Annotated in this window: 11 protein-coding genes; 10 read left to right on the plus strand and 1 reads right to left on the minus strand. The window is 54.3% G+C overall.

The genetic code is table 11. The features are described 5' to 3' along the window. Positions 1 to 69: 69 nt before the first annotated feature. The 10 genes from cmk (at position 70) to HVX64_RS09180 (ending at position 11,497) form a co-directional block, all read left to right on the plus strand. Positions 70 to 753 (plus strand): (d)CMP kinase, encoded by a 684-nt coding sequence (cmk, locus tag HVX64_RS09135; protein WP_042320210.1) that lies wholly within the window; start codon positions 70 to 72, stop codon positions 751 to 753. Positions 754 to 866: 113 nt separating this feature from the next. Beyond that, positions 867 to 2,540 (plus strand): 30S ribosomal protein S1, encoded by a 1,674-nt coding sequence (gene rpsA / locus HVX64_RS09140; RefSeq protein ID WP_042320207.1) that lies wholly within the window; start codon positions 867 to 869, stop codon positions 2,538 to 2,540. A 147-nt stretch (positions 2,541 to 2,687) separates the two neighbouring features. Continuing rightward, positions 2,688 to 2,972: an integration host factor subunit beta gene (gene ihfB, locus HVX64_RS09145; RefSeq protein WP_002463068.1), complete on the plus strand. Its 285-nt coding sequence runs from the start codon at positions 2,688 to 2,690 to the stop codon at positions 2,970 to 2,972. A gap of 204 nt (positions 2,973 to 3,176) precedes the next feature. Beyond that, entirely contained in the window at positions 3,177 to 5,441 is a 2,265-nt protein-coding gene (locus tag HVX64_RS09150) for a ComEC family protein (RefSeq protein ID WP_044256341.1), read from the plus strand. A 36-nt stretch (positions 5,442 to 5,477) separates the two neighbouring features. Then, on the plus strand, positions 5,478 to 7,226 hold the full coding sequence (msbA, locus tag HVX64_RS09155; RefSeq protein WP_044256340.1) for a lipid A ABC transporter ATP-binding protein/permease MsbA: 1,749 nt from the start codon (positions 5,478 to 5,480) through the stop codon (positions 7,224 to 7,226). Further along, positions 7,223 to 8,200 carry a tetraacyldisaccharide 4'-kinase gene (gene lpxK, locus HVX64_RS09160; RefSeq protein ID WP_044256338.1) on the plus strand — a complete coding sequence of 326 codons (978 nt, stop codon included), beginning with the start codon at positions 7,223 to 7,225 and terminating at the stop codon, positions 8,198 to 8,200. Before msbA ends, lpxK begins: the two co-directional genes overlap by 4 nt. 41 nt (positions 8,201 to 8,241) lie before the next feature. After that, entirely contained in the window at positions 8,242 to 9,474 is a 1,233-nt protein-coding gene (locus HVX64_RS09165; protein WP_044265759.1) for a winged helix-turn-helix domain-containing protein, read from the plus strand. Between the two features lie 51 nt (positions 9,475 to 9,525). Then, on the plus strand, positions 9,526 to 9,708 hold the full coding sequence (gene ycaR, locus HVX64_RS09170) for a protein YcaR (protein ID WP_042320194.1): 183 nt from the start codon (positions 9,526 to 9,528) through the stop codon (positions 9,706 to 9,708). Then, complete coding sequence (gene kdsB / locus HVX64_RS09175) at positions 9,705 to 10,451, plus strand: 3-deoxy-manno-octulosonate cytidylyltransferase (RefSeq protein WP_043001188.1); 747 nt, start codon at positions 9,705 to 9,707, stop codon at positions 10,449 to 10,451. Before ycaR ends, kdsB begins: the two co-directional genes overlap by 4 nt. Before the next feature lie 152 nt (positions 10,452 to 10,603). Next, complete coding sequence (locus HVX64_RS09180; RefSeq protein ID WP_044256333.1) at positions 10,604 to 11,497, plus strand: YcbJ family phosphotransferase; 894 nt, start codon at positions 10,604 to 10,606, stop codon at positions 11,495 to 11,497. On the opposite strand, the gene elyC is transcribed toward HVX64_RS09180, so the two are convergent. Beyond that, positions 11,474 to 12,253 (minus strand): envelope biogenesis factor ElyC, encoded by a 780-nt coding sequence (gene elyC / locus HVX64_RS09185; RefSeq protein WP_044256330.1) that lies wholly within the window; start codon positions 12,251 to 12,253, stop codon positions 11,474 to 11,476. The two genes, HVX64_RS09180 and elyC, sit on opposite strands and share 24 nt — an antisense overlap. Positions 12,254 to 12,308 lie beyond the last annotated feature (55 nt).

A 12,308-nucleotide genomic window follows, 5' to 3' on the forward strand; every position in this document is an offset into this window, starting at 1 on the left:
GATTGTGGGCGTTGGCGCGTATAATGCGCGGCGTTTACGTTAACAGAACGCCTGTTTAAGGAGATAAAGATGACGGCAATTGCCCCGGTAATTACCATTGATGGCCCAAGCGGTGCAGGAAAAGGCACCTTGTGCAAAGCGATGGCGGAAGCATTGCAATGGCATCTGTTGGACTCTGGCGCAATCTATCGCGTGCTGGCGCTGGCGGCATTACATCATCATGTTGATGTTGCATCGGAAGACGCGCTGGTTCCGCTGGCAACCCATCTCGATGTCCGCTTTGTTTCAACCGACGGAAATCTGGAAGTGATCCTTGAAGGGGAAGACGTCAGCGGTGAAATCCGTACGCAGGAAGTCGCCAATGCCGCCTCTCAGGTCGCCGCATTCCCTCGCGTACGTGAGGCACTACTGCGTCGTCAACGTGCTTTCCGTGAAGCACCGGGACTGATCGCTGATGGACGTGATATGGGGACGGTGGTTTTCCCGGATGCGCCGGTCAAAATTTTCCTTGACGCCTCCTCGGAAGAACGTGCACATCGCCGTATGCTACAGTTGCAGGAGAAGGGCTTTAGTGTTAACTTTGAACGCCTTTTGGCCGAGATCAAAGAACGTGACGATCGCGACCGAAACCGTGCTGTAGCGCCGTTGGTTCCCGCTGCTGATGCTTTAGTTTTAGATTCCACACGATTAAGCATTGAGCAAGTGATTGAAAAAGCGCTACAATACGCGCGCCAAAAACTGGCACTCGCTTAAGAGCGACCGAATTTGCAGTACCCCCGTTGCAATGGAATGACAGCGGGTATGTTAAACAACCCCATCCGGCACGGAGCCAGGTGGACGTTAAATATGAAACCTGAAGATTAAACATGACTGAATCTTTTGCTCAACTGTTTGAAGAATCCTTAAAAGAAATCGAAACCCGTCCGGGTTCCATCGTTCGCGGTGTTGTTGTTGCTATCGACAAAGACGTTGTTCTGGTTGATGCAGGCCTGAAATCTGAATCTGCAATTCCTGCAGAACAGTTCAAAAACGCGGCTGGCGAACTGGAAATCCAGGTGGGCGACGAAGTTGATGTTGCTCTGGATGCAGTAGAAGACGGCTTCGGTGAAACACTGCTGTCTCGTGAAAAAGCGAAACGTCACGAAGCATGGATCACGCTGGAAAAAGCTTACGAAGATGCTGAAACTGTTACCGGTGTTATCAACGGCAAAGTTAAGGGCGGCTTCACTGTTGAGCTGAACGGTATTCGTGCATTCCTGCCAGGTTCACTGGTAGACGTTCGTCCGGTGCGCGATACGCTGCACCTGGAAGGCAAAGAGCTTGAATTCAAAGTCATCAAGCTGGATCAGAAACGCAACAACGTTGTTGTTTCTCGTCGTGCCGTGATCGAATCCGAAAACAGCGCAGAGCGCGATCAGCTGCTGGAAAACCTGCAGGAAGGCATGGAAGTTAAAGGTATCGTTAAGAACCTCACTGACTACGGTGCATTCGTTGACCTGGGTGGCGTTGACGGCCTGCTGCACATCACCGATATGGCATGGAAACGCGTTAAGCATCCGAGCGAAATCGTAAACGTTGGCGACGAAATCACTGTTAAAGTGCTGAAGTTCGACCGCGAACGTACCCGTGTATCTCTGGGCCTGAAACAGCTGGGCGAAGATCCGTGGGTAGCTATCGCTAAGCGTTATCCGGAAGGTACTAAACTGACCGGTCGCGTAACCAACCTGACCGACTACGGCTGCTTCGTTGAAATCGAAGAAGGCGTTGAAGGGCTGGTTCACGTTTCCGAAATGGACTGGACCAACAAAAACATCCATCCGTCCAAAGTTGTTAACGTTGGCGACGTAGTGGAAGTTATGGTTCTGGATATCGACGAAGAACGTCGTCGTATCTCCCTGGGCCTGAAGCAGTGCAAATCTAACCCATGGCAGCAGTTCGCGGAAACCCACAACAAGGGCGACCGCGTTGAAGGTAAAATCAAGTCTATCACTGACTTCGGTATCTTCATCGGCCTGGACGGCGGCATCGACGGCCTGGTTCACCTGTCTGACATCTCCTGGAACGTTGCAGGCGAAGAAGCAGTTCGTGAATACAAAAAAGGCGACGAAATCGCAGCAGTTGTTCTGCAGGTTGACGCAGAGCGCGAGCGTATCTCTCTGGGCGTTAAACAGCTGGCAGAAGATCCGTTCAACAACTGGGTTGCACTGAACAAGAAAGGCGCAATCGTAAACGGTAAAGTGACTGCAGTTGACGCGAAAGGCGCAACCGTAGAACTGGCTGACGGCGTTGAAGGTTACCTGCGCGCTTCTGAAGCATCCCGTGACCGCGTTGAAGACGCTACCCTGGTTCTGAGCGTGGGTGACGACGTTGAAGCTAAATTCACCGGCGTTGACCGTAAGAACCGTGCAATCAGCCTGTCTGTTCGTGCTAAAGACGAAGCTGATGAGAAAGATGCCATCGCAACTGTTAACAAACAGGAAGATGCAAACTTCTCCAACAACGCAATGGCTGAAGCTTTCAAAGCAGCTAAAGGCGAGTAATTCTTTGATACTTTGGGAGGTTTCGTCCCGAAGTCAGATGAGAATACTTGACAGATTATAGAATTCGTTCTGTAATCAATGACAAAGGGCGGCTACGGCCGCCCTTAATCAATGCAACAGCAGCAGCTTATTGGAACCGGAGGAATCATGACCAAGTCAGAATTGATTGAAAGACTTGCCACTCAGCAATCTCATATTCCCGCGAAAGCGGTTGAAGATGCGGTCAAAGAGATGCTGGAGCATATGGCCTCGACTCTTGCACAGGGCGAGCGTATTGAAATCCGCGGTTTCGGCAGCTTTTCTTTGCACTACCGTGCACCACGTACCGGGCGTAACCCGAAGACTGGCGACAAAGTGGATCTGGAAGGGAAATACGTTCCGCACTTTAAGCCGGGTAAAGAACTGCGCGATCGCGCCAATATTTACGGTTAAGTTTTTCGCACAACGTAACCTCAGAAAAGCACCTTTACGGTGCTTTTTTCTTGCCTGCTTTTCAACCCTGGAATGCCGCTCGCATTTCATGTTGCACATTGCCGGGCGGCGATGAAAATCGCGGAATCATGGCCGTAAATCCTTCATTCTCCTCCTGACAATCCCGGCTCAGACCTGCACACTGCCGCCAACACGGAGGTGTGTATGAAATTAACGACGGTCAGTCTGTGTGCATTAGGGGGTATTTTCCCTTTATTTTTGCTACCTGCGCTGCCGGGGGAATGGCTTGTTAGCATCCTGTTTGTGCTGGCCTGTCTGCTCGGTCTGCTCCGCTGGAAAGTGGCACAGTACGCTGGGCTTCTCCTGCTGTTTTTTCTCTGGGGCGTCATGGCGGCGAAACAGTCGCTGTGGGCGGGAAATACGTTGCCCGCCGCCACGCAGGAGACCATCGTTGAGCTGACGGCCACGGATAGCATGACGACACATGCCGGGCTGATCACGCATCTTAATGGGCATCGGCTTTTCCCTGCCGTCGGTATTGTGCTTTATAACCAATATTTGCCAATCGCGCCGTGCGCGGGACAACGTTGGGCGATGACGCTGAAGGTCCGTGCCATGCACGGCGAGTTAAATGACGGCGGATTTGATAGTCAGCGTTATGCCCTGGCACAGCATCAGCCGCTCACTGGCCGATTTTTACAGGCAAAGATTGTCGACAGCAAATGCAGCTGGCGAGCGCGCTATCTTGCCTCGTTAACGGATTCTCTGGAAAACTATCCCTGGCAGCAGGTGATACTAGGTCTGGGGATGGGGGAGCGCCTGCTGGTGCCACAGGAAGTCAAAGCGATCATGCGAGATACCGGCACGGCGCATCTGATGGCAATTTCTGGCCTGCATATCTCTTTTGCGGCTTTACTGGCAGCAGCTCTGATTCGCGGCGTGCAGTTTCTGCTGCCGATCAGTGCAATTCGCTGGCAACATCCTGTGATTGGTGGGCTTATTTGCGCTGCGTTTTACGCCTGGCTGACCGGGTTACAGCCTCCGGCGCTACGTACGGTGGTGGCGCTGCTGGTGTGGGGGGCACTGAAATTATGCGGGCGGCAATGGAGCGGATGGTCAGTCTGGTGCTGCTGTCTGGCGGCTATTCTGGTTGTTGATCCCGTCGCCGTGATCTCGCAAAGCCTGTGGCTTTCGGCCTTTGCCGTTGCGGCGCTGTTATTCTGGTACCAATGGTTTCCTTGCCCCGCCTGTCCCACATCACGTGCCGGGCGCTTGCTGGTTGAACTGGCACATCTGCAACTGGGGATTACCTTGCTGCTTATGCCGCTACAAATCGCACTGTTCCACGGTATCAGCCTGACGTCGTTTGCTGCGAATCTGTTTGCTGTCCCGCTGGTTACGTTTGTCAGCGTCCCGCTGATCCTCGCCGGAATGGTGGTCCATCTCACTGGTCCGCTGCTTCTTGAGGGCGGACTCTGGTATCTGGCCGATCGCTCACTGGCTGCACTATTCTGGGCGCTCAATCACTTGCCTGCGGGGTGGATCAACATTGATGCCCGTTGGCAGTGGCTGGTCTTTGTCCCCTGGTTGATGCTACCCGGTTGGCGATTTATCGCCTGGCGCGTTTTCCCCGGCCTGTGTCTGGCGACGCTGGCGTTGCTGAGCTGGCCGTTCTGGAGTCCGGTGCGCACTGACGCCTGGCAGGTGCACATGCTGGATGTCGGGCAGGGGTTAGCGATAGTTATCGCCCGTAATGGTAAAGCGTTACTCTACGATACCGGGCTGGCCTGGCCGGGAGGTGACAGCGCCCAACAGATAATCATTCCGTGGCTGCGCTGGCACCACTTGCAACCAGAGGGGATTATTCTCAGCCATGAGCATCTCGACCATCGCGGTGGACTACACTCTTTGCAGACAACCTGGCCAGCGCTTTGGGTGCGCAGTCCGTTAGGCTGGCAGGGGCATCTGCCGTGTTACCGCGGTGAGACGTGGCAATGGCAGGGACTGCGTTTTAGCGTGCACTGGCCGTTGAAAGGAGACCCGACGCAGGGGAATAATCACTCTTGCGTCGTAAAGATTGATGATGGTACGCACAGTATTCTGCTGACGGGCGATATAGAGTCCCCCGCGGAACTGAAAATGCTCAGTCATTACTGGCAGCATCTTTCGGCGACGGCAATCCAGGTACCACACCATGGCAGCAGTACCTCTTCTTCACTGGCGCTACTTCAGCGCGTTAGTGGCAACGTGGCGCTGGTCTCCGCCTCACGCTATAACGCCTGGCGATTGCCGTCATGGAAGGTGAAGCAACGCTATCTGCAACAGGGTTACCGGTGGTGTGATACCCCGCATCAGGGGCAAATTTCGCTGGATTTTTCAACACAGGGCTGGCAGGCCATCAGCCTGCGGGAGCAAATTTTACCTCGTTGGTATCATCAGTGGTTTGGCGTGTCAGACGATAACGGGTAGAATATGCGGCTATTTCAACAGATGCTGGTTTCTTGAATGCATAACGATAAAGATCTCTCTACGTGGCAGACGTTTCGCCGACTGTGGCCAACCATTGCGCCTTTCAAATCGGGTCTGATCGTGGCGGGTGTTGCGTTAATCCTCAACGCGGCCAGCGATACCTTCATGTTATCGCTCCTCAAACCATTACTGGACGATGGTTTTGGTAAAACAGATCGCTCAGTGTTGCTTTGGATGCCGCTGGTGGTTATTGGGCTGATGATTTTACGTGGTATTACCAGCTATATCTCCAGCTACTGTATTTCCTGGGTATCCGGCAAAGTGGTGATGACCATGCGTCGTCGCCTGTTCGGTCATATGATGGGAATGCCGGTTTCCTTCTTTGACAAACAGTCTACCGGGACGCTGCTGTCTCGTATTACTTATGATTCTGAACAGGTAGCCTCTTCGTCTTCCGGTGCGCTGATTACCGTTGTGCGTGAAGGTGCATCGATTATCGGCCTGTTCATCATGATGTTCTATTACAGCTGGCAATTGTCGATAATCCTGGTTGTGCTGGCACCTATTGTGTCGATCGCGATTCGCGTAGTCTCCAAACGTTTTCGTGCTATCAGTAAGAATATGCAGAATACGATGGGGCAGGTGACAACCAGCGCGGAGCAGATGCTGAAAGGCCACAAAGAGGTACTGATCTTCGGTGGTCAGGGAGTGGAAACGAAGCGCTTCGACAAAGTCAGTAACAAGATGCGTTTGCAGGGGATGAAGATGGTTTCTGCTTCTTCCATTTCCGATCCTGTCATCCAGTTGATCGCTTCACTGGCGCTGGCGTTTGTGCTGTACGCGGCTAGCTTCCCAAGCGTGATGGACAGCCTGACGGCAGGGACGATCACCGTGGTCTTCTCCTCAATGATCGCCCTGATGCGTCCGTTGAAGTCGTTGACTAACGTTAACGCCCAGTTCCAGCGTGGGATGGCCGCATGCCAGACTTTATTTGCCATCCTGGATAGCGAGCAGGAAAAAGACGAAGGTAAACGTGTGATTGAGCGTGCGACCGGCGATCTGGAATTCCGCAATGTCACCTTTACCTATCCGGGGCGCGAAGTACCGGCGCTGCGTAACATCAACCTGAAAATTCCGGCGGGCAAAACCGTTGCGCTGGTGGGGCGTTCAGGTTCCGGCAAATCAACCATTGCCAGTCTGATCACGCGTTTCTATGACATCAATGAAGGTGAAATCCTGATGGATGGTCACGATCTGCGGGAATACACCCTGGCCTCATTACGTAATCAGGTCGCGCTGGTGTCGCAGAACGTACATCTGTTCAACGACACGGTGGCGAATAACATCGCCTACGCGCGAACTGAGCAGTATAGCCGTGAGGAGATCGAAGAAGCGGCTCGTATGGCTTATGCCATGGACTTTATCAATAAGATGGATAACGGCCTTGATACGGTGATCGGTGAAAACGGCGTGCTGCTTTCCGGTGGTCAACGTCAACGTATCGCCATCGCGCGCGCCTTACTGCGTGACAGCCCGATTCTGATCCTTGATGAAGCCACGTCAGCGCTGGATACCGAATCTGAACGCGCCATTCAGGCGGCGCTGGACGAACTGCAGAAAAACCGCACCTCGCTGGTGATTGCGCACCGCCTTTCAACTATCGAACAGGCCGATGAAATTGTGGTCGTGGAAGATGGGCTGATTGTGGAGCGCGGTACGCACAACGAGCTGCTGGAACACTGCGGCGTCTACGCGCAACTGCACAAAATGCAATTTGGTCAATGATCGCACGCATCTGGTCCGGTGAGTCGCCCTTGTGGCGACTGTTACTCCCACTTTCCTGGTTATACGGCCTGGTGAGCGGGGCGATCCGCCTGTGCTACACGCTCGGGATCAAACGCGCCTGGCGCGCACCGGTGCCGGTGGTGGTGGTCGGTAATTTGACGGCAGGTGGCAATGGCAAAACGCCGGTAGTGATCTGGTTGGTGGAACAACTCCAGCAGCGCGGTCTTCGCGTTGGGGTAGTTTCTCGTGGATATGGCGGCAAAGCCGCGTCCTATCCCTTGCTGCTGAATGCCGAAACCACCACGGCGGAAGCGGGTGATGAGCCGGTGCTGATTTATCAGCGCACCAGCGCACCAGTTGCCGTATCGCCCAACCGGGCTGACGCGGTAAAAGCGATTCTGGCGCATCACGATGTGCAGATTATCGTTACTGATGATGGTCTTCAGCACTACCGTCTGGCGCGCGATGTCGAGATTGTGGTGGTTGATGGCGTTCGTCGCTTCGGCAACGGCTGGTGGCTACCGGCAGGTCCGATGCGGGAGCGAGCAGGTCGCCTGAAAACGGTGGATGCGGTTATTGTCAATGGCGGTATTCCACAGGCGGGTGAGATCCCGATGCATCTGGCGCCAGGACAGGCTGTGAACCTGCGTACCGGTGAGCGCCGTGATGTCGCGCAATTGCAAAATGTCGTGGCAATGGCCGGTATTGGTCATCCGCCACGCTTTTTTGCCACGTTAGCGTCTTGTGGCGTACAGCCGCAAAAATGTGCTCCTCTGGCGGATCATCAGGCATTGACTTCGCAGGATGTCAACGGCCTACTAAACGGGTCGCAAACGCTGGTCATGACGGAGAAGGACGCCGTGAAGTGCCGCGCCTTTGCCGAAGACAACTGGTGGTATCTTCCTGTCGATGCACATTTGTCGGGGACTGAACCTGAGACATTACTCGAAAAATTGATCTCGCTGACACGTTAGCGCACCACCATGACGGCAGCGTACAAATGAGGGAATCATGAATGTCGTTGCCGTACCTCTCACTTACGGATGCCCGTAACCTTCACCTCGCCGCCCAGGGATTGTTAAAAAAACCACGTCGTCGCGCGTTGGCAAGCGATATCCTGCCGACGATTACCCGTATGTCGCTGCTACAAATCGATACCATCAATATTGTCGCCCGCAGTCCCTACCTTGTGTTGTTCAGTCGACTGGGCAATTACACCCCACAGTGGCTGGATGATGCGTTGGCACAGGGTGAACTGATGGAGTACTGGGCCCATGAGGCCTGTTTCCTGCCGCGTAGTGATTTTACGCTGATACGCCACCGGATGCTGGCACCTGAAAAAATGGGCTGGAAGTACCAGGCGGCGTGGATGGAAGAGCATGCCGGCGAAATTGAGCAACTGTTGCAGCATATTCATCAAAATGGACCGGTACGCTCGGCTGACTTTGAGCATCCGCGTAAAGGCAACAGCGGCTGGTGGGACTGGAAGCCGCACAAGCTGCATCTGGAAGGGTTGTTTACGGCAGGAAAAGTGATGGTGATTGAGCGTCGCAATTTCCAGCGCGTGTACGATCTCACGCATCGCGTGATGCCACACTGGGATGATGAACGCGATTTGCTACCCCGGGCGCAAGCAGAATCCGTCATGCTGGACAACAGTGCGCGCAGCCTGGGTATTTTTCGTGAGCAGTGGCTGGCAGATTACTACCGCCTGAAACGTCCTGAGTTACAAAACTGGCGCGACGTGCGGGCTGAACAGCAGTACATCATTCCGGTAGAGGTCGAAAAACTTGGTCGGCTGTGGTTGCATGCGGATTTGCTGCCGCTACTTGAACAGGCACAGGCAGGCAAGCTGACAGCGACGCATAGCGCGGTACTGTCGCCGTTTGATCCGGTGGTTTGGGATCGCAAACGTGCGGAGCAACTGTTCGATTTCAGCTATCGGCTGGAGTGCTACACGCCAGCCCCAAAGCGCCAGTATGGTTATTTTGTCCTGCCTTTACTGCACCGGGGTCAGTTGGTGGGGCGGATGGACGCCAAAATGCACCGTAAGACGGGCGTACTGGAAGTGATTTCTCTCTATCTGCAAGAAGGCGTAAAGCCAGGAGTGACGCTGCAAAATGGACTACAGCAGGCGATAACCGATTTTGCCCGCTGGCAGAATGCCGTTCGCGTGACGCTCGGCCGCTGTCCGGCAGGGATATTTACGCAATGTCGACAGGGGTGGGAAATAGACGCAGTCGCATGAGCGAGTATGATAAGATCTCTGCATTCATTACCCGGTCCATCTGGAGGAACTATGGATCATCGACTGCTTGAAATCGTTGCCTGCCCGGTCTGTAACGGCAAACTCTGGTACAACCAGGAAAAACAAGAACTGATCTGCAAACTGGATAACCTCGCTTTTCCGCTGCGTGATGGCATTCCCGTTTTGCTGGAAACCGAGGCCCGTGTATTAGCGGCTGATGAGCGTAAATCATGAGTTTTGTCGTCATTATTCCTGCCCGCTACGCCTCCACGCGTCTGCCGGGTAAACCGTTGCAGGACATCAACGGTAAACCGATGATTGTGCATGTGCTGGAACGCGCCCGTGAATCCGGCGCTGAGCGTATTATTGTCGCGACCGATCATGAAGAGGTCGCACGCGCCGTTGAAGTGGCGGGTGGAGAAGTGTGCATGACCCGCGTCGATCACCAGTCCGGGACAGAACGTCTGGCTGAAGTGGTTGAGAAGTGTGGTTTCAGTGATGACACCGTGATTGTCAATGTGCAGGGTGATGAGCCGATGATCCCGGCCATCATTATTCGCCAGGTGGCAGAAAACCTGGCGCAGCGTCAGGTTGGAATGGCCACGCTCGCGGCACCGATTCATAGCGCGGAAGAGGCGTTCAATCCGAATGCAGTGAAGGTGGTACTGGATGCCGAAGGCTATGCGCTGTATTTCTCGCGTGCAACGATCCCCTGGGATCGCGATCGTTTTGCGAAAAGTCGCGAGACCGTCGGCGATAATTTCCTGCGCCACCTCGGCATTTACGGCTATCGCGCCGGATTTATCCGTCGCTATGTGAGCTGGGAGCCCAGCCCGCTGGAAAACATCGAGATGCTGGAGCAACTCCGCGTGCTGTGGTACGGCGAAAAAATCCACGTGGCTGTGGCAAAAGAGGTGCCTGGTACCGGTGTTGATACCGCAGAAGACCTCGAGCGCGTTCGCGCTGAAATGCGTTAATTTTCTTTACGACACTCCGCTCTTTAGTGAGAGGAGTGTCGTACCGTTACGATTTTCCACGCTTTTTCTTTTCAACAATTGATCTCATCCGGGTGACATCCGTCGGTGTGGCGCTCATTATAAAAGCAGTAGCTTTTATGAGGGCAATCTGAATGGAACAGCTGCGCGCCGAATTAAGTCATTTACTGGGCGAAAAACTGAGCCGCATTGAATGCGTGAATGAAAAAGTCGACACAGCACTGTGGTCGCTCTATGACAGCCAGGGCAACCCAATGCCGCTGATGGCCCAAAGTTTCACCACGCCGGGGGTCGCGCAACAACTGGCCTGGAAAACCACCATGTTAGCGCGTAGCGGCACCGTGCGAATGCCGGTCATTTATGGGGTGATGACTCACGATGAACATCCCGGTCCGGATGTCTTACTGCTGGAACGTCTGCGTGGCGTCCCCGTTGAAGCGCCGGCCCGGACGCCGGAGCGTTGGGAGCAGCTCAAAGATCAGATTGTCGAAGGGTTACTGGCCTGGCACCGCCAGGATAGCCGGGGGTGTGTCGGTGCGGTGGACAATACGCAGGAGAATATCTGGCCTTCCTGGTATCGTCAGCGGGTTGAGGTGCTCTGGAGTACGCTCAGTCAGTTCAACAACACCGGGCTAACCATGCAGGATAAGCGCATTCTGTTTCGCACCCGCGAATGTCTGCCCGCGCTGTTTGACGGCTTTAACGACAACTGTGTGCTGGTGCATGGCAATTTCAGTCTGCGCAGCATGTTAAAAGACGCCCGGAGCGACCAGCTTCTGGCGATGGTGGGGCCTGGTATTATGCTCTGGGCACCACGGGAGTACGAACTGTTCCGGCTGGTAGATAACACGCTGGCGGAAGGACTACTCTGGCACTACCTGCAACGCGCGCCAGTGGCGGAATCGTTCATCTGGCGGCGTTGGTTATACGTGTTATGGGATGAAGTGGCGCAACTGGTCAATACCGGGCGCTTTAACCGATCTCATTTTGATCTCGCTGCGAAATCACTCCTGCCCTGGCTCGCCTGACGAGCCTTTCAACCGCTGCCAGACTCTCCCCAGCGTCTCGTAGCTTGCGCGATCGCTATGCATCAACCAGACGGGAGAGGGGATTGCCCGCTCCCACGGATTCAACGGGGAATCGATAGCCAGTTGATTCGCCGGAGCCGGCAGCGGATTTAACCCTGCCTGCTGAAAGAAAATCATTGCTCGCGGCAGATGAGAGGCTGAAGTGACCAGCAGGAATGGCGCGTCGCCGATAGCCTGCTTCACGGCAGCGGCTTCTTCCTCCGTATCCTTAGGCTTGTCGAGTGTGATGATATCCTCTTCCGGCACCCCCAGCGATTGCGCCACCCGTGCGCCAACTTCTGCCGTACTCACCGGATTGGTTTTGGCATTCGCGCCGGTAAAAATCAATTTCGAACCCGGGTTAGCCCGCCACAGACGTATTCCCTCATTTAGACGCGGCAAACTGTTGTTGATCAGGTTAGAACTGGGCGCCCACTGCGGGTTCCAGGTATAGCCGCCGCCTAACACGACGATGTATTCAACTTTCTGCGTATCCTGCCAGGTGGGGTAGCTATTTTCTATCGGGCGCAGCAGATGGTCTGCAACGGGTTGCAGGCTGAGCAGGAACAGTACCAGCCAACTGAGGCTGATAAATACCTTGCCGGTTTTCTGAAAACGGCTAAACCACAGCAGTGCCAGACCGATACCCATCATCAAGAGCAGAAAAGGGAGAGGCAACAGCATGCCGCCAATCACTTTCTTCAGCGTAAAAAGCATCCTTTTTGGTTCCTTTTTTGACCATACAGCAGAAGAATAATCGTGATATTACACC

The organism is Citrobacter sp. RHB20-C16, from assembly GCF_013890155.1.
GTDB classification, from domain to species: domain Bacteria; phylum Pseudomonadota; class Gammaproteobacteria; order Enterobacterales; family Enterobacteriaceae; genus Citrobacter_A; species Citrobacter_A amalonaticus.

Coding starts and splice junctions, on each gene's coding strand:
- cmk (WP_042320210.1), top strand. CDS start 70: ATGACGGCAATTGCCCCGGTAATTACCATTGATGGCCCAAGCGGTGCA.
- HVX64_RS09165 (WP_044265759.1), top strand. CDS start 8,242: ATGTCGTTGCCGTACCTCTCACTTACGGATGCCCGTAACCTTCACCTC.
- kdsB (WP_043001188.1), top strand. CDS start 9,705: ATGAGTTTTGTCGTCATTATTCCTGCCCGCTACGCCTCCACGCGTCTG.
- HVX64_RS09150 (WP_044256341.1), top strand. CDS start 3,177: ATGAAATTAACGACGGTCAGTCTGTGTGCATTAGGGGGTATTTTCCCT.
- ihfB (WP_002463068.1), top strand. CDS start 2,688: ATGACCAAGTCAGAATTGATTGAAAGACTTGCCACTCAGCAATCTCAT.
- rpsA (WP_042320207.1), top strand. CDS start 867: ATGACTGAATCTTTTGCTCAACTGTTTGAAGAATCCTTAAAAGAAATC.
- ycaR (WP_042320194.1), top strand. CDS start 9,526: ATGGATCATCGACTGCTTGAAATCGTTGCCTGCCCGGTCTGTAACGGC.
- elyC (WP_044256330.1), bottom strand. CDS start 12,253: ATGCTTTTTACGCTGAAGAAAGTGATTGGCGGCATGCTGTTGCCTCTC.
- HVX64_RS09180 (WP_044256333.1), top strand. CDS start 10,604: ATGGAACAGCTGCGCGCCGAATTAAGTCATTTACTGGGCGAAAAACTG.
- msbA (WP_044256340.1), top strand. CDS start 5,478: ATGCATAACGATAAAGATCTCTCTACGTGGCAGACGTTTCGCCGACTG.
- lpxK (WP_044256338.1), top strand. CDS start 7,223: ATGATCGCACGCATCTGGTCCGGTGAGTCGCCCTTGTGGCGACTGTTA.